The organism is Paraburkholderia sp. GAS334 (assembly GCF_050436625.1).
Taxonomy (GTDB): Bacteria; Pseudomonadota; Gammaproteobacteria; order Burkholderiales; family Burkholderiaceae; genus Paraburkholderia.
This window is the reverse complement of sequence record NZ_JBNDMO010000007.1, coordinates 25,008-42,463: the sequence shown is the minus strand read 5'-3', so window position 1 is coordinate 42,463 and position 17,456 is coordinate 25,008. Positions and strand designations below refer to the sequence as shown.

Sequence of the window (17,456 nt, the reverse complement as noted above, 5' to 3'; positions counted from 1 at the left end):
GAGCGCCGCGCTTACTTCTGTGGCGCCGTGCCAGCGGGCGCCGTGCCAGCGGACGCCGTGCCCGCGGCCGCCGTGCCGGAGGGCGCGGTCGACGTGGCGAATGCGGCAGACGTAGCAACCGTCGAAGTCTTCTTGCCGCGTCCGTGCGCAGGCAGCGTCTCCGTGGTGTCCGGTCCGTCTTCCGGTTCGATGACGCCACCGCCGAGTGCGGTCACAAGCGAAGCCTGCACGCCGATCCGTTCAGCCTGCACCCGCGCGACGCCTTCCTGCGCGCGAAGCAACTGCGTTTGCGCGATCAGCACGTTCAGGTAATCGGTCAGACCGCGCCGGTAGCCTTCCGCGGACAGCTGGTAGTTCCGGCGCGCCGCATCGACCGAACGTTGTTCGTCCTTCGCCTGCGTTTCGAGCGAGCGCATCCGCACGATCTGGTCGGCGATGTCCTTCAGCGCGCTGACGATCGTCTGGTTGTACTGGTCGACCGCGACGTCATAGCCGGCGGAAGCCGCGCCAAGCTGCGCGCGCAGCCGCCCGCCTTCGAAGATCGGCAGCGACAGGGCCGGCCCCGCCGTCCAGCCGCCGTTCGCCGCATGCAGGAACTGGAACATCGGGCCAGCCGCAGCAAAGCCGCCGACCGACGCGAGCAGGTTGATGTTCGGGTAGAAGTCGGCCTTCGCGACGTCGATGCCGCGTGCCTGCGCCGCGACCGTCCAGCGGGCAGCGACGACATCCGGCCGGTGGCCAATCAGTTCGGCCGGCAGCGCTGACGGCAGGCCGATGGGCGCGGCGAGCGCAATGGCCGGACGGGTGATCGATTCGCCCGCGCCCGGACCCTTGCCGGCCAGCGCGGCCAGCTGGTTGCGGCCCAGCGCGATCTGTTCTTCGTACGCGTCGATCTGCCGTTCGTACTCAGGCAGCGGCGTTTCGGCCTGGCTGACTTCGAGTTGCGTGCCGAGACCGCCCTTCAGGCGCTTCGTCGCGAGATCCAGAATACGGTGCTGCTGGTCGACCGTCGACTTTGCGATGTCGAGCAGCGCGTAATTCATCGACATCTGCACATACGTGCGCACGACGTTCGCTTCGAGTTCGAGCTGTGCGGCGCGGGCGTCGGCGGCGGTGGCGTGCGCCATATCCAGCGCGCGCTCAGCGTTGTTCCTGTCGTGGCCCCACAGGTCGAGGTTGTAGGAGAGGCTGATGGTGCCCGTGTTGTTCCACGTGTTGGCGTCGGAGAGCGGGCCCGGACCGTAATAGACGTTGTCGGGCCAGTGTTGACGCTGCAACGACAGATCGCCCTTCACCTGCGGCGACAGCGCCGATGCGGCTATGCCGGCCATCGACTTCGCCTGGCGCACGCGCGCCTGCGCGACCGCGAGCGTGGGATTGCCTTCTTGCGCCGCCGCAACCCATGCGTTCAACTGCGGGTCGTTGAAGACACGCCACCAGTCGGCGGCGGGCCATTTCGCGTCGGCGTTGGCCGCGCGGATGGCCGCGCCGGCATCGAGCGTGGACGTATCGAGCCCCTGTGACTGCGGCGCGATGCCTCCGGTATTGGCACAGCCGGCGATTATTAATGAGATCGCAAGAACGCTAAACGCAACGATCCCTTTCGATACCGGAGACTGCACGATTTGCTCCTTAATTGACTATAGAACACTGTGCGTCATTATATTTTTCGAGGGATTGCTGAATAACCTGTAAAGATGCAAGGCATCTTTACGGGAATTGAGATAATTGTTCTTGCGATTCATGTAACAATCCATCGGGTCAACGGAAGGATATATGGATACGCTTCAAAATATGCGCGTATTTGCTCGTGTCGTAGAGGCTGGCAGCTTCACGGGCGCCGCGCAGCATCTCAATACCACGACCGCCTATTGCTCACGCGCTGTGTCCGATCTCGAAGCGCATCTGCGCACGCGGCTGCTCAACCGCACGACGCGCCGCATCGCGCTGACCGAGGCCGGCGAGCGTTATCTGCAGCGCTGCGAGGAGATTCTCGCGTACGTCGAGCAGGCGGAAGCGGAGGCGAGTGACGCCCATGCGCGACCGTCCGGCAAGCTGAAAGTACACGCGATGACGAGCTTCGGCCAGCACTACGTCGTGCCTGCCGTCGGGCGGTATCAGAAGCGCTATCCGGAGGTTCACGTCGAGCTGACACTCGCGCAGCGCATGCCCGATCTGCTCGACGAAGGCTACGACGTTTCGCTGACGGTCGCGACCGGTCTGCCGGATTCGGGCCTCGTCTCGCAGCGGCTGGGCAGCGCGTTCAGCATTGCCTGCGCGTCGCCGGCCTATCTGGAGCGCAACGGTATTCCGCAAGTGCCGGCCGATCTGGCCAGACATACTTGCCTGCAGATGGTGACGCCGGTTTTTCCCTCCGACGAATGGATTTTCGACGGCCCGGATGGTCAGGAATCCGTGTTTCTCGGCCCGGCGACGTTTCAGGTGAATGTCGCGGAGGCGATGGCGGTCGCGGTGCGTGAGGGCATGGGCGTTGGCCTGATTCCGATCTATTCGGCGATCAGCGGTCTGCGCAGCGGCGAGCTTGTCTGGATCCTGCCGGCGTACACGTCGCAGGAAATGAACGTGTATGCGCTCTATGCATCACGTCAGTATCTGGACGCCAAGATCCGTACGTGGGTCGAATTCATGCGCGACGAATTGCCGGCGACGCTCGCTACCGATCAGGCCGAGTTGCGCCAGTTTGCGCGGACGTAAGTTTTCGCGTCGGCCGCACAGCCAGCCGCCGTTTGACGCGGATGATGTGATGTCGACAGTTGCGCGCTGTTACAGACGTGGCGCATCGCAACATTTCCTTACTTCTTCCTGCGAATCGATTTGCTAACGTTTGGTGAATGCACTGATCGACCTGACTTACATCAGACGTTATCACCTGAATTACCAGCATCACTCGAACCGCACGAAGAGGAACCCCATGGATACGCATCTGCTCGTCGGCGTTGCCGTCATGCTTGGACTGATCGGAATCGCCGCGTCGCGCGAACTCCTGCGCATACTGCGGCCGCAGCCTCAACTCGTCCCCATCAAGGTTTCCCGTCCAGTTCGTTCGGATCGTTCTGATATTCGCTGATTATTCGCTGACCATGCGCCTGGCTCTGGCCGCTTCGCCGCTTTCGTGACCAGTGGTCAGGGCAGCGCCTCGATCAGGCCGGGCTCGTCGCTTAGCAGGCGATTGACGTCGCCACTGACGCGATACCACACGAATTCGCTCGCTGGCACACATGCCTTGCGGGCCAGCAGTTCGAGCTCCCGCAGCGGCAACGACGGATCGAGCCAGCGGCGCGCCGTATCGCGCGACAAGACCAGCGGGCGTCGATCGTGCACGTCGATCAGTCCCGCGTCGGCCGTCGCGGTCACGATCACCATGCCCATTCCCTCTGTTTGACGCCCCGGTTCGCGCACGCTGGAAAGCGCCGCGAGATACATCGGCTCGTCGCGTTTCAGGCGCACGTACCAGGGCTGACGTTCCCTGATATCGCTCGCCCCCGGCGCGGCGTCGGTGCCAGCGGTTTCCAGTGCGGGCTCCACGTGCCATTCGAACCAGCCATCGGCGGGCACCAGCACGCGGCCCGTGCGCCACAGCGTGCGGAAATAGCGGGCGGTCGCGGCCGTTTCGGCGCGCGCGTTGATCGTCTGCGGCAGATTTTCTTCGACTGCCCACGGCGGCCGGTAACCCCAATGGACTGCGCGGACGGTTTCGTCAGGATAAATCGCGAGCGGATGCATGCCGGGCGCGAGGTTGTAGCCCGGGCGACGGTCTGCAGCATCGAACAGCATGAACGGATTCGAGAGGCCAAGATGTTCTGCGTAACGTAGCGGCTGGCTGTACTGGCTGATCCGGTTACACATGAGGCCTCCGAAGGGACAGCGCTCTAGATTTCCACGACCTTGTCCCACGTGAAATCGGGGTTTTCGAGCTTGCCCGTGCGTCGGTCGATGTAGCCGCGCGGGTTGCACACGACGCGCGTGCCGTTGACGGTGTAGTCGAACGCGGTATGCGTATGACCGTGGATCCACAACGCAGCGGGCGCGCGGACAAGCTCCGGCAGGTCATTGACGAAGCCCGCCGATACGCGGTCTTCCGCATAACGTGCGGAGAGGCTGAGCCGGTGCGGCGCGTGATGGGTCACGACGATCGTCTTGCCGTCGAACGGGCGGGCCAGTTCCGCTTCGAGCCACGCACGCGCGCGGACGTGCAGCGCGAGCGAATCGGCGGGCGTGAAGTCGCGCGGACCTTCGGCGGCGGCGCTGCTGTCGCCGCTGCCGGGGTCGACATTGTGCGGCCAGGTCAGCTGGATGAGCCCGCGGAAGTCGAGCATGACGCGTTCCGCTGCGGCGATCGATTCCGCGCGCGCTTCGTCGCTCGCGCCATACAGTGTGAAGTCGGTCCACAACGTGGTGCCGAGCACGCGCCAGCGGCCCGCCGGATCGACGAGCGACGCGTTATTCAGGAAGTGGACGTTATCGACCGCGTGCGCGGCGTCGCGCATCGCCGATTCGAGCGCGCCGAACTCGCCGTCGTAGTACTCATGGTTGCCCGGCACATAGATGACGGGCACGGCACCGTCGAACGTCTCCGCGGCCCAGCGCAGGCCAAGCGCGTGGTTATGGATGTCGCCGGCGAGGACGACCAGATCCGCGTTCGCGTGCGGGATCACTTCGGGCTCGTCGCATTCGAGATGCAGATCGGACAGAACGCGAATTTTCACGGACACGGCTCCTTCGTCGATATCGATGCGCCGGACCTCAGCGTATCACCTTGCCGGGGTTCATCAGATTGAGCGGATCGAGCGCGGCTTTCAGCGTGCGCATCAACTGCACTTCGACCGGCTGCTTGTAGTGCATCGCTTCGTCGATTTTCAGCTGCCCGAGGCCATGTTCCGCGCTGATGCTGCCGCGATGCCGGTGCACGCTGTCGTAGACGATCTGGTTGATCGATATCTGATACTGATCGAGAAACGCCTTCGCGTCGACACCTTCCGGCGCCTGCACGTTGTAGTGCAGGTTGCCGTCGCCGAGATGGCCGAACGTCACCATTCGCGCGCCCGACACGTGCTTCGCAATGGCCGCGTCGGTTTCCTCGATGAAATGGCCGATGCGCGAGATCGGCACGGCGATATCGTGCTTGATGTTCAGCCCTTCCTCGGCCTGCGCAAGCGGAATGTGTTCGCGCAGATCCCAGAATGCATTCGACTGTGCGAGATTTTCCGCGACGACCGCATCTTCGACGAGGCCGTCCTCGAGCGCCGTTTCCATCAGCCGTTCGAAGAGGGCGCGCGCGTGCTCCTCGCTTTCGCTATCGGACAGCTCGAGTAGCACGACCTGCGCGTGCGCGTCGGCGAACGGATAGCGCATCTGCGGGAAATGCGCGCCGACGAGCCTGAGGCAGAAATCCGACATCAACTCGAAGCCGGTCAAAAGCGGGCCGGCGAAGCGTTGCGTCAGCGCGAGAAAATCGAGCGCGGCGTGCGGTGACGCAAGCGCGGCCAGCGCCGTCACACGCGCCGCGGGTTGCGGATGCAGTTTCATCACGGCCGCGGTGATGATGCCGAGCGTGCCTTCAGCGCCGATGAACAGATCGCGCAGGTCGTAGCCGGTGTTGTCCTTGCGCAGTCCGCGCAGGCCGTCCCACAGTTCGCCTTGCGGCGTCGCAACTTCGAGACCGAGACACAGCTCGCGCGTGTTGCCGTAACGCAGGACGCCCGTCCCGCCGGCGTTCGTCGCAAGGTTGCCGCCGATTGTGCAACTGCCTTCAGCCGCGAGACTCAGCGGGAACAGGCGGCCGGCTTCTTCCGCGCGCGCCTGGACGTCGGCGAGGACGACGCCCGCTTCCACCGTGATCGTGTTGTTGTGCGGATCGATATCGCGCACCCGGTTCAGACGTTTCAGGCTCAGCACGACCTGTTCGCCACTGTTGTCTGGCGTCGCGCCGCCGGCGAGGCCGGTGTTGCCGCCTTGCGGGACAATCGCGATGCGGTGTTCGACGGCACGTTTGACGAGCGCTGCGACTTCATCAGCGGTGGAAGGGCAGAGCACTGCGAGCGTGGCGCCCGTGTAGCGATGGCGCCAGTCGGTGATGTACGGGGCGGTGTCGTGCGGGTCCGTCAGGACATGCGCGGCGCCAATGGCATCGCGGCAGGCGTCGAGGAAGGTGCGATGGCGAGAGGCTTCAGCGGGTTGGCTCATGATGGTGGTCGGTCGGGTTGTGTCGCCCGGCTTTAGTGCGTGTATTGCGGTTGATGTACGTGGCGTTCCGGGTGGGCTGTTGCGCGTTTGCGGATCTCCACGTTTTGCTGCATATGTTGCGGTTGTGCGCACTGACGCCGTGCGCGCGGTTATCGGCGCTTTTCAACCCGCTTTTCAGCCTGTTTCTCGGCCTTGCTTCTCGGCCTCGCTTTTCAGCCTCGCTTCTCAGCCTGCTGCTCGCCTTGCGTTCGACCGCCTCTTAACAGGCGGCCTTTTTCGCGCGTTTTGCCGCGCGCTTGTAAGGCGCGACATAGCCTAGGGCACAGACAAAGAAGACGGTCGCGAGCGCCGCTTCCAGCCAGCTTAGACTCGCGCTCAGGCCAGCGTCGGTCATGCCGCGCACGATGCCTTCCGCGAGATAGAGCAGCACCAGCATCGACGCCCATTGCAGCGTGTACACACGATGGCGCAGCACACCGCCGAGCGCTAAGCAGAGCGGTGCGGCCTTCAACACGAGCGCCGAGCCGCCGGGCCGCAGCGGCGCGAGCCACCACTCCCACGCGACCGACAGCACGATCAGCGCGATCAACGCCGCCGATGCGCCATGCGCGAAGCCGCGCGGCGCCGTAACGGGCGCGACAGGCGCGGGCGGCGTGCCTGCTGGCGGCACATGAGGCGCGTTCATGGCCGGTCGTTCATCATCGAAGCCGCCCGCGCGACACGTGCGCCGAGCGCGACCGCGAGCGTTTTTTCATCGGCGGAAATGCCCTGTTCGGCCGAGCCCGCTCGCGCAAAGTGCGACGCACCGTAGGGCGTGCCGCCAGTCTGCGTGGTGGTGAGCGTGCTCTCGGTGTATGGAATGCCGAGGATCATCATGCCGTGGTGGAGCAGCGGCAGCATCATCGAGAGCAGGGTGGTTTCCTGGCCGCCGTGCAGGCTGCCCGTCGACGTGAACACGCAGGCCGGTTTGCCCGCAAGCGCACCGGAAAGCCACTGCGGTGTCGTGCTGTCGAGGAAGTATTTGAGCGAAGCGGCCATGTTGCCAAAGCGGGTTGGCGAACCGAGTGCGAGGCCGGCACATTCCTCGAGATCGCGCAGTTCGACGTAAGGCGGACCTCCGGCGGGAATATCGGGTTGCGTTGCCTCGCAGACGGTCGAAACCGGCGGTACCGTACGCATGCGCGCCTGCATGCCCGGCACGCTGTCGATGCCGTGCGCGATCGCCAGCGCGAGCTCGCGCGTGGCGCCGTACCGGCTGTAATAGAGCACAAGAATGTCTTTCATAGGCCTCGTCGGTAGGGTAGCCCCCCTCCCTTCCGGGAAAAGGGGCCCCCTAAGAACCGGACTTGCTATTTTCACAGCATACGGCTCAAGCCTTTACAAGGCCCTCTCCAAGGAGAGGGTCGGTTTCACTACTGCTAGGCCAAGAATGTGGACCTGTGTGTGGCAGTCGGGGTGCAAGAGTATACGATTAGATAGCGCTTCCGATCCACCATGGACGCGATATTGGATGTGATGATCGTGCCATCCCGTTTCCTTCGTAATCTTGCACTGACAGAGCCCACACAGCCCTCGCTGAGATTTGTAAAGAGCGGACCATAGCGTTCGGTGACGCATCGATGCAAGCATGCGTTCCTGTCGCACTTCCTCTCCTCGCAGCTCCCATTGAGGGTCGAACGGATTAAACTCACCCGCTATCTTGACATGGCGTTTGATAGGGGTCGACGCGAGCGTGTGTAGCTCCTTCCACTCTCGGACTCCCTCATCGTTGGTGGTCATGGTGCGGAAAACCCAGTTGCGATCGCCGATCGAGTGGAAATACTTCTTCCGGACCCATTCGGCGCTCTTGGCTGGATGACGGCGCACAGACCACCGCCACAATGCCTTGAACAGCAGGTAATCCATTCGGCTGAACGCCTGTTTGGCTACTACGGGGCGGTGATACTCGGCCCACCCTCGTAGCATCGGGTTTAGCAGGAGGATAAGCTTCTCCTGCGTTACCGTCTTGTGCGTGCTTATCGCTTCCTTGAGTTTGCGGTAGAACGCTTGCACGTTTTTCCGGCTCGGTTTGATGAGCATCTTGCCGGTGTACTTCCGGAAGTTCCATCCAAGAAAGTCGAAACCGTTCGCAATGTGGGTGATGCGTGTCTTCTCCGAAGATAACTCCAGACCTCGTTGAGCGAGGAAAGTAACCACCTTCGGTTTGACGATTGCTTCAATTGCTGCGTCTGAAGCGCACGTAATGACGAAGTCATCGGCATACCGGACCACATTTATTTTCAGCTTCTTAGCTTTCCCGATTCCTAGTTCGCGTCCTAACTGCGAGACCAGTTGTCGTTCTAGCCCGTTCAGCGCCACATTAGCCAAAGTTGGAGAGATGATTCCTCCTTGAGGCGTACCAGCATCTGTTGCCTGAAACCGGCCTTGAAACACAGTGCCAGCCTTCAACCACTTCCGGAGCACGGCCCTGTCCATCGGGACATTGGTTAGCAGCCATTCGTGGTCGATATTGTCAAAGCAGCCTTTAATATCTGCTTCCAGAACCCAAGTGGCCGAAGCCTCTTGAGACATGGTGGCGAATATCTGTGCCATTGCGTCGGAGGTTGATCGATTGCGCCGAAAGCCATAAGAATTCGGATCACTCGTCGATTCCGCCACAGGTTCCAAGGCCAGCAAAAACAGGGCTTGCATCGCCCGGTCTTTCATGGTCGGAATACCCAAAGGGCGTTCCTTTCCATTGGCCTTGGGGATGAAGACTCTCCTTAGAGGCAGAGGCTTGTATCCGCGCCGCTTCAACTCGTCGATAGCGTGCCATCGACGTTCAGGCGAATCCCACAGCTCACGGTCAACTCCCGCTGTCCGTTTGCCTTGGTTTTGAGTCACTCGCCGCACAGCCAGTGCTTTGGCTGACCACGAGCGGGTCAACATCCGTTGCAGAGCTTTAACCCTGCGCCAGTTGCCGTCCAGTGTTGCCTTCGCAATTCGAATCTGCGTCCCTCGGACGGTCCGTTCGACTCGTCGCCAGTCGATGGCAAACCAGTCTTGCGGAGCGCCGGAAAGCGCAGATCTAATCTTTCGACTAGATACTTTCATGCTGCTCTCCTACTCGGTAGGTTATTCCCCAAACCGAAGGCGCCAGCATCCCTTGCGGGGCGACGACACCCCGCGGGGAGGAAAGTGCTAAAGAACACGATGGCTTGCGCCATGTGCTTTCCAAGTTTCAAAGGTTGATCAGCCGTCTTGCGACGAAAGACCAGACGGAAGTCTGCCCGCTTTCGCGTGGGATGATGTTGCAATCCCTATCCGAACCATTACAGCCCGGCATTCGCTTTTTCCGTCCTCCCATACCCGCACAGCCAACAGTATCCCTTACGGTTTACCTGCCCGGAGGGCGGCCATACGGGCTTACCACGTTCCCCGATCTTCACACGACAGAGTTAGGGCCTACCTCTCCCCCGGTGGCCGCGAAGGCGACGCATTTCGAGTTCACAACGAAATGACCGGCCACACACCGTTTGGTTAACGCCAGTAGACGACTTACGCCGTCAATCAGCAGCTTTGGCGCCTCAATACTTACGAGGTTTATCAGTAGTTCACATATGTTGCCCATGTCCGCCAGCCTAGCTCCTCGACCCCATCGCTGCTCGGAGTCTCCGCCGCCACCCCTCGCGAGGAAACGGCGCCCTGTTGATTCGTCAGGGGGCTACGTTGTCAGAAAAGCTTCACACCTCACCGTTACCAGTGACGCATGTTTTCCTAGGCTACTTTTGGTCGCACAAAAGGTTCGCTGCCGCTAGTGCTACGCGGTTGAACAATGAAGATCGGAGTTACACACTTCGAGTGGGCTCCCGGGCTCAGATTGCTGCGTGAGAGGTTGACCACCATGGAAGGTGGGACTCAGCACGCTATTTTCGTTTTAAGACGTTGTAATTCCGTGTAACAAAGTTCGCCATGAACGTTGTGCGGATGCAACGCTTTCTGAGTTGATGGACGCAAAAAACCGTCCACCTCCGACGGAGGCAGCTGTTTTCTAGCCATCAATTAACGAAGCTTCAAGCTGGAGCAACTCCACCAAATCGACGGAGAGCCTTTCGCGGAAAGCCTTGTATTACCTAGTGTTTGCCGGAGTTTTAAAGAGTCCGGCGCGCCTCTACACGATAGCGTCGTGTCGCACGTGAACGGGTATTATAGGGGTTGGGTCCGCGCGCACGTTGCGCCGCGGGCGGTTTCACGAGACGAAGGAGGTGCTTTTGTTGTCCAGGGTGCGTGTCGATCTCGATGTGATCCGGCGTCTCGCGCAGTTCGCCGCGCAGCGCAGCAGCGAAGATCGTATTCCGCAGGTGGCCGGCAGTCTCACGTTCACGACGATGCTCGCGATCGTCCCGCTCGCGACGGTCGCGTTCGCACTTTTCACCGCGTTCCCGATTTTTGCGGCGTTCCAGATGTCGTTGCAGGATTTCCTCGCCGACCATCTGATGCCCGCGCAGATCAACAACCAGATTTTCAACTGGTTGAACGAATTCGCGTCGAAGGCAAAAGGCCTGACGACGATGGGCATGATCATCCTGTTTCTCACGTCGGTCATGACGATGATGACGGTCGAATCCGCGTTCAACGTGATCTGGCGCGTGCGCAAACCGCGGCCCTTCGCGCAGCGCGTGCTGGTCTACTGGGCGATTCTCACGCTGAGTCCTCTTCTGATCGGTTTCAGTCTGTCGATTTCCTCCTATCTGTTCACGCAGTCGATGGCGTTCACCGGCGTGCAGCATGTGCCGACCGTGATCGAGTGGGCGCTGACGGGTGCCGCCTTGCCGCTCACCGCGCTCGCATTCACGATGTTGTACGTCTATCTGCCGAATTGCCGGGTCGAATGGCGCGACGCGGTAGTGGGCGGCCTGTGTGCCGCAGTTGCATTCGAACTCGCGAAGCGCGGCTTCGGCTATTACATCCGGCGTATACCGACCTACACGGCCATGTACGGCGCGTTCGCCGCGCTGCCGATGTTCCTGCTCTGGATGTACCTCAGCTGGTTCATTACGCTCGCGGGCGCAATGATCGCGTCGGCGTTGCCGGCGATCCGGACCGGCCAGTTCCACCGGCCGCAGTTTCCCGGCAGCGACCTGTTCGACGCGCTTGAACTGCTGGCGCGGCTGTCCGAAGCGCGTGAAGCAGGTAAGCCGGGCTACACGATCCAGCAACTCGCACGTGCGCTCCGTCGCGATATGGATACGACCATCCGGCTCACGCAGCAGCTTGAACAGCTCGAGTGGCTCGCGCGTCTCGAAGAAAACGGCGCCCAGCCGCGTTTTCTGCTGCTCGCGAATCCGAACCAGATTACCGTCGCGCAACTGTTCGCGCTTTTCGTGATCGACCGCGCGGAACTGGAGTACCAGCTGAATCTGGATTCGACGCGTATCGACAGCGCGTCGCTCCTCGCCGCGCTCGAAAACGACAAACTCAACGTTTCGCTGGCTTCGCTGCTGGCGACGCGGGCTGCGGCGCGAGCGGCCGATGGCGCGGAAGACGACGCGCGGCGCACGGCCATGCCGCACCAGACGGCGTAGCTCAGACTTTTCGCTGGCCGGGCGGGCGCCGGTGTCTTTGCCTGTCCCTGCTTCGGCCGCCGCTACTTTGTTTGCGGGTACCTCACATACTGCTGCTCTTGTTGCTTTCGCTTCCTTCAGTTCACGGTCAGCCCACCCAGCGCGAGCCCCCACGCCGCCAGTTCACTTGCCGCTATAGCGAGATCTTCCCCGTGCAGATGTCCTTGAACATCACCCAGTCGCCCATCAGGCTGTAGATCGGATGCCGGAACGTAGCGGGACGGTTTTTCTCGAAGAAGAAATGCCCGATCCACGCGAAGCCATATCCGCAAACGAGCGCCGCTGGCAGCCACAACCAGTCGCCCGTGGCGAGCGCCATCGCCAGAAAGCCGATCACGCCTAGCGAGCCCACGAAATGCAACCGGCGCGACACGCTGTTGCGATGCTCTTCCAGATAGAACGGATAGAACTCCGCGAAACTCGCGAAGTGATCGGTATGAGTGGTGTGCGCCATCATTGCCTCCGCTTCTTCCATGCCCGGCCGGTACACGCCACGTGCGCCATGCACGTGCTGCCGGTTGACTGGAATCATTGTGCTGCTATCGATGCATGGGCGCAACCTGGCCATTCGGCCGATGGTGGGCGTCCACGCAATTCGCTATCGTGATGGCTGTCGAGCGGCCTTAGCGGGTCACGGTCGCGGCAGAGCCGGAAGCAAACGTGAACAGGGCGTCGAGCGTTGCATCCGGTTGTTCGGCCATCAGGGCGTGACCGGCGTCCAGCGTAACGGTGTCGACGGTGACACCGGCGGATGCAAATGCGTGGGTGAGCGCCTGCGCGGCGCGTGGCGGCGTCATCGCATCGCGGCGGCCCACAATCAACCGTACGGGGCATTGCACCTGTGCGGCCCGTGCGATGCCGTCCGTGTAGGCATTGCATGCGCTGAAGTCGCGGTGAAAGAGTTGTGGCTCGCCGGTGGCCGCCACGCGTTCCATCAGGCGCTGGTTCATGCCGTGAAGCCAGAAACCCGGGCCTGGACAGGAAGGCTTGGCGGCGAAGGTCGAGTGAGACCACTGATTGACCATTTCGATAGCCTCAGGCTCGCGGTTGGCGGCCGCATCGAGCAGGGCGTCGGAGACGGCCATCGGCGCGGCGGTGGCGAGCAGCGCGAGATGCGTTGCCCGGTGGGGATAGCGCGCGGCGAAATCGAGCGCGATGAGCGAGCCCATGCTGTGTCCGGCGACGAACGCGCGCGCTGCACCTGCGGCGTCGAGCAGGGCAGCCAGCCAGTCGGCCATTTTGCCGATATCGCGCAACGCTGGCCCTGCACTACGGTGATGACCGGGCAGATCGACCGCGAGCACGCCAAAGCCGTGGTGCGCGAAATATCGGGTCTGCAGCGCCCATACGCTGTGGTCGTGCTCGGCGCCGTGGATAAAGACGGCGGTCGGGAGTGCGGGGTCGAACGGTTTGCCGCCGGTGTAGGCGTATGCGGGCGCGCCGTAAACATCGAGGATCATACGGACTCCCTGCGCGAACCGTCGTCTTTGGGTGGGTTTGTCGACGCTTTTGTCGATCCTTTGGCGGTGGGTGCGTCCGCGGACTTCTGCGATGCCTTCAGCGCGCGCTTGAGATCGTCGATCAGGTCGTCGGGATCTTCGAGGCCGATCGACAGCCGGATTGTGCCTTCGGCGATGCCGGCTGCGGCAAGCGCGGCCGCGTCCATGCGGAAATGCGTGGTCGACGCGGGGTGGATGACGAGCGAGCGCGCATCGCCGACATTCGCGAGGTGCGAAAAGAGCGCAAGTGTTTCGATGAAACGCCGGCCGGCGGCGCGATCGCCTCGCAGGTTGAAGCTGAACACCGCGCCCGCGCCGCGCGGCAACAGACGCTGCGCCAGCGCGAAATCCGGATGCGACGCCAGTTCCGGATAGGCGACAGATTCGACGGCGGCGTGGCCGGCGAGAAATTCGACCACCTTGCGCGTATTCGCGACGTGACGTTCCATGCGCAGCGGTAGCGTCTCGATGCCCTGCAGCAGTTGCCAGGCGGCCTGCGGGTGCAGGCATGCGCCGAAGTCGCGCAGGCCTTCGCGGCGGGCGCGCAGCAGGAAGGGCGCGACGGTGCTTTCCTCGGCGAATACCATGCCGTGGAAGCCCTCATAGGGTTCTGTGAACTCTGGAAAGCGGCCGGACGCCTCGAAGTCGAATGTGCCGCCGTCAACCAGCACGCCGCCGATCGTCGTGCCGTGGCCACCGAGGAATTTCGTCGCCGAGTGGTAGACGAAATCCGCGCCGTGGTCGAATGGTTTGAGCAGGTAAGGGGTCGTGAAGGTCGAATCGACGAGCAGCGGCACGCGGTATTCGTGGGCGATCTCTGCGACAGCGGCGATGTCGAGCACGTCGAGGCCGGGATTGCCGAGCGTTTCGCCGAACAGTAGCCGTGTGTTGGGGCGCAGCGCCGCGCGCCATGCGTCGAGGTCGCCGGGTTTGACGAAAGTCGTTTCGATGCCAAAACGCCGAAGCGTGTAGTTCAGCAGGTTGTGCGAGCCGCCGTACAGCGCGCCGGACGCCACGATGTGTGAGCCGGCGCCCATCAGCGTGGCAATGGCAAGATGCAGCGCCGCTTGCCCGCTCGCCGTCCCGATTGCGCCGGCGCCGTTCTCCAGCGCGGCGACGCGCTCTTCGAAGACGGCGACGGTCGGGTTCGAGATCCGCGAATACACGTGGCCGGCGCGCTCCATATTGAAGAGCGACGCGGCGTGGTCGGTATCGCGGAACGAAAACGAGGTGGTCTGATAGATCGGCGTGGCGCGGGCGCCGGTCGTCGGGTCGGGGGCAGCGCCGGCGTGCAGCGCAAGCGTGTCGAAACGGTTGGCGGACATCGTGAGCGGCTGAGCCGTGGATGGCCCGGCGAAGGATGAAAGTGGGGGCAATCGTATCACCGGGGCAAAGCCGCGTCCGCATGCGGTTTGCCCGCTTTCCTTTTGCACCCCTTTCCGCTAGGATCGAAAGTCAGTCAGGCTTTAAAGCATCACAGGAGACAATCATGCGAGTCAGCGATATCCTCAAGGTCAAGGGCAACACGCTTTTCACCGTCACGCCCGATACGCCGCTGAGCGAAGCAGTCAACACAATGGCCGAGCACGATATTGGCTCGCTCGTTGTCATGGAATACGGTGATCTGGTCGGCATGCTGACCTTTCGTGAGATTATCCTGACGCTGAGCGAGAACGGCGGCAGCGTCGGCACATCGACAATCCGCAAGGTCATGGACGACCATCCGCTTACCTGCACACCGGAAACGGACGTGAACGAGGTACGCCGCATGATGCTGGAGCACCATGTGCGCTATCTGCCGGTTCTGGAAAGCCGCACGCTGATGGGCGTGATCTCTTTCTACGATGTGGCCAAAGCGGTCGTCGAGGAGCAGGGTTTCGAAAACCGCATGTTGAAGGCGTATATCCGCGACTGGCCCGAGCAGGAGCAGGAACAGACGCGTTGAGCGGTCATCGTGCGGGGTGGGGCGGATCAACGTCCGCGTTCGCTGCTTCGCTACCGTCGATGTGAAAGACTGAGTGTGAAGCCTGAGCGAAAGGCGCGCGCGAAAGCGTGCGCTTTTTTTGTGTCCGCGCGGCGCGTCCGTTGCCCGCGCTGCATGTCCTGATCTCCGTTGTCATGAACGATCGTCCGATACCCGCCGCCCATCGCACCAGCCGCAGAGGCGAGCAGCACGAATCGCAGTTCCGCCTGCTGCGGGAACGACGCTTCGCGCCGTTTTTCTGGACGCAGTTCCTCGGCGCGATGAACGACAACGTCTTCAAGATCGGCTTCACGTCCCTGGTCACGTTTCAGACCGCGCGGTTTTCAGGCGTCGACGCGAAGACCGCCGCATTCCTGATCTCGGCGGTTTTCATTTTGCCCTTCGTCCTCTTCTCTGCGACGTCGGGACAGATCGCGGACAAGTACGACAAGGCGATGCTGACGCGCTTTGTGAAGACCTTCGAGATCGGCGTGATGTTGATCGGCGGCGCCGGATTCCTGCTGCATAGCGCGCCGCTACTGTACTTCTGCACGTTCCTGATGGGCGTGCATTCGACGCTGTTCGGCCCGGTCAAATACGCGTATCTGCCGCAGCATCTGGCGACGGCGGAACTCGTCGGCGGGAACGGGATGGTCGAGATGGGGACGTTCGTCGCGATCCTGATCGGGACGATCGTCGGTGGTGCGGCAGCCGGGTTCGTCGAGCACGGTGCCGTTGTGCTCGCGTGCTGCTGCGTGGCGATTGCGCTCGTCGGGCGGCTCGTGTCGGGCTTCGTGCCGAAATCTGTTGCGCCGCAGGCCGACCTGCGCATCAACTGGAATCCGGTCAGCGAAACGTGGCGCAACCTGAAACTCGCCCGCGAGAATCGCACGGTTTTTCTGAGCCTGCTCGGCATTTCCTGGCTGTGGTTCGTCGGCGCCACGTTTCTGTCGTCGTTTTTCAGTTTTGCGAAGAATGTGCTGTCGGCCAATCCTGATGTCGTCACGGTGTTGCTCGGCACATTCTCGGTCGGCATCGGTATTGGCTCGCTGCTGTGCGAACGGCTGTCTAAACGCCGCGTCGAAATCGGTCTTGTGCCGCTCGGCTCGATCGGCATGAGCGTGTTCGCTATCGACCTTTATTTCGCGAGTCACGCGTTGCCCGCAGTAGGGCATCTGCTCACTGTCGGAGAGTTTCTGTCGCTGCTGCCGCACTGGCGCATTCTCGCCGACCTGTTCCTGCTCGCGATGTTCGGCGGTTTCTACAGCGTGCCGCTTTATGCGCTGATCCAGAGCAGGAGCCAGTCGAGCCATCGCGCGCGCATCATCGCGGCCAACAATATTCTGAATTCGCTGTTCATGATTGTGTCGGCGCTGATGGCGGTCGGGTTGACCGCCGCGGGCGTGAGCATTCCGGGCATTTTTCTGGCGACGGCGCTACTGAATATCGTCGTCGCCACGTACATCTATTCGCTCGTGCCCGAGTTTCTGCTGCGCTTTATCGCGTGGCTGCTGGTGCACACGTTCTATCGCATGCGCGTCGTTCACGCGGAGCGCATTCCGGAAGAGGGTGCCGCGGTACTGGTGTGCAATCACGTCAGTTACGTCGATGCCGTGGTCATCATGGCCGAGAGTCCGCGACCGATCCGTTTTGTGATGGACTACCGCATTTTCCAGTCGCCGTTTGCCGGATGGCTGTTCCGTCAAGCGAAGGCCATTCCGATTGCCCCCGCGCACGAGAACCCGCAGATGCTGACGCGCGCCTACGATTCCTGCGCGGAAGCGCTCGCCGATGGCGATCTGGTGTGCATCTTTCCTGAAGGGAAGCTGACGCGGACCGGCGACCTGAACCCGTTCCGCCACGGCGTGAGCGAGATCATCGGGCGCTCGCCCGCGCCGGTCATACCGATGGCGCTGCGCGGCCTGTGGGGCAGCGTGTTTTCGCGGCACGAGGAAGTGCATCTGCCGCGGCCGGTCCAGAAGGGCGTGATGAGCCGTCTGACGCTGGCGGTCGGCGAACCGCTCGATCCGGCAAGCGTCACGCCCGAAGGTTTGCAGCAGATCGTCACGGACCTGCGCGGCGCACGCAAATAGCGGCCCGCGCTGCATGTCCTGATTGCTGTTGTCATGAGCGATCGTCTGGCCGTGCCCGTGCTCGCCTGCCTCGCTGCGCACATAGCCGCGCCGT

The 17,456-nt window shown here is 62.3% G+C and carries 15 protein-coding genes; 5 read left to right on the top strand and 10 right to left on the bottom strand.

All coding sequences use genetic code 11. The features are described 5' to 3' along the window. Positions 1-11: 11 nt before the first annotated feature. A complete protein-coding gene (locus P3T21_RS14800; protein WP_429256678.1) occupies positions 12-1,622 on the bottom strand; it encodes an efflux transporter outer membrane subunit in 1,611 nt (536 codons plus the stop codon). Positions 1,623-1,776: 154 nt separating this feature from the next. Between P3T21_RS14800 and P3T21_RS14795 the strand changes: the two genes are divergently transcribed. Beyond that, positions 1,777-2,715 (top strand): LysR family transcriptional regulator, encoded by a 939-nt coding sequence (locus P3T21_RS14795; RefSeq protein WP_429256677.1) that lies wholly within the window; start codon positions 1,777-1,779, stop codon positions 2,713-2,715. A 217-nt stretch (positions 2,716-2,932) separates the two neighbouring features. Then, complete coding sequence (locus P3T21_RS14790) at positions 2,933-3,088, top strand: hypothetical protein (protein WP_429256676.1); 156 nt, start codon at positions 2,933-2,935, stop codon at positions 3,086-3,088. Between the two features lie 56 nt (positions 3,089-3,144). Here the strand turns inward: P3T21_RS14790 and P3T21_RS14785 are convergent, their stop codons facing one another. The 6 genes from P3T21_RS14785 to ltrA form a co-directional block, all read right to left on the bottom strand. Continuing rightward, positions 3,145-3,867 (bottom strand): SOS response-associated peptidase, encoded by a 723-nt coding sequence (locus P3T21_RS14785; protein ID WP_429256675.1) that lies wholly within the window; start codon positions 3,865-3,867, stop codon positions 3,145-3,147. A 23-nt stretch (positions 3,868-3,890) separates the two neighbouring features. Beyond that, the gene (locus P3T21_RS14780; protein ID WP_429256674.1) at positions 3,891-4,727 is read right to left on the bottom strand and encodes a metallophosphoesterase; all 837 of its coding nucleotides are present in this window, start codon (positions 4,725-4,727) and stop codon (positions 3,891-3,893) included. A 37-nt stretch (positions 4,728-4,764) separates the two neighbouring features. Beyond that, entirely contained in the window at positions 4,765-6,204 is a 1,440-nt protein-coding gene (locus P3T21_RS14775) for an FAD-binding oxidoreductase (protein WP_429256673.1), read from the bottom strand. A gap of 259 nt (positions 6,205-6,463) precedes the next feature. Further along, entirely contained in the window at positions 6,464-6,889 is a 426-nt protein-coding gene (locus tag P3T21_RS14770; protein WP_429256672.1) for a DUF2069 domain-containing protein, read from the bottom strand. Beyond that, entirely contained in the window at positions 6,886-7,488 is a 603-nt protein-coding gene (gene wrbA / locus P3T21_RS14765; protein WP_429256671.1) for an NAD(P)H:quinone oxidoreductase, read from the bottom strand. Before wrbA ends, P3T21_RS14770 begins: the two co-directional genes overlap by 4 nt. A 93-nt stretch (positions 7,489-7,581) precedes the next feature. Beyond that, the gene (gene ltrA, locus P3T21_RS14760) at positions 7,582-9,297 is read right to left on the bottom strand and encodes a group II intron reverse transcriptase/maturase (RefSeq protein WP_429256670.1); all 1,716 of its coding nucleotides are present in this window, start codon (positions 9,295-9,297) and stop codon (positions 7,582-7,584) included. Between the two features lie 1,157 nt (positions 9,298-10,454). Here ltrA and P3T21_RS14755 point away from each other — a divergent pair. After that, entirely contained in the window at positions 10,455-11,768 is a 1,314-nt protein-coding gene (locus tag P3T21_RS14755) for a YihY family inner membrane protein (protein WP_429256669.1), read from the top strand. 172 nt (positions 11,769-11,940) lie between these two features. Here P3T21_RS14755 and P3T21_RS14750 read toward each other — a convergent pair whose 3' ends face one another. From P3T21_RS14750 to P3T21_RS14740, 3 genes are all read right to left on the bottom strand, one after another. Continuing rightward, entirely contained in the window at positions 11,941-12,261 is a 321-nt protein-coding gene (locus P3T21_RS14750) for an Mpo1-like protein (RefSeq protein WP_429256933.1), read from the bottom strand. Positions 12,262-12,430: 169 nt separating this feature from the next. Further along, on the bottom strand, positions 12,431-13,267 hold the full coding sequence (locus P3T21_RS14745) for an alpha/beta fold hydrolase (RefSeq protein WP_429256668.1): 837 nt from the start codon (positions 13,265-13,267) through the stop codon (positions 12,431-12,433). Beyond that, complete coding sequence (locus P3T21_RS14740; RefSeq protein ID WP_429256667.1) at positions 13,264-14,631, bottom strand: O-acetylhomoserine aminocarboxypropyltransferase; 1,368 nt, start codon at positions 14,629-14,631, stop codon at positions 13,264-13,266. Before P3T21_RS14740 ends, P3T21_RS14745 begins: the two co-directional genes overlap by 4 nt. A 164-nt stretch (positions 14,632-14,795) precedes the next feature. Between P3T21_RS14740 and P3T21_RS14735 the strand changes: the two genes are divergently transcribed. Beyond that, the gene (locus P3T21_RS14735) at positions 14,796-15,251 is read left to right on the top strand and encodes a CBS domain-containing protein (protein WP_429256666.1); all 456 of its coding nucleotides are present in this window, start codon (positions 14,796-14,798) and stop codon (positions 15,249-15,251) included. A gap of 173 nt (positions 15,252-15,424) precedes the next feature. Next, positions 15,425-17,362: an MFS transporter gene (locus tag P3T21_RS14730; protein WP_429256665.1), complete on the top strand. Its 1,938-nt coding sequence runs from the start codon at positions 15,425-15,427 to the stop codon at positions 17,360-17,362. The last annotated feature ends 94 nt before the right edge of the window (positions 17,363-17,456 follow it).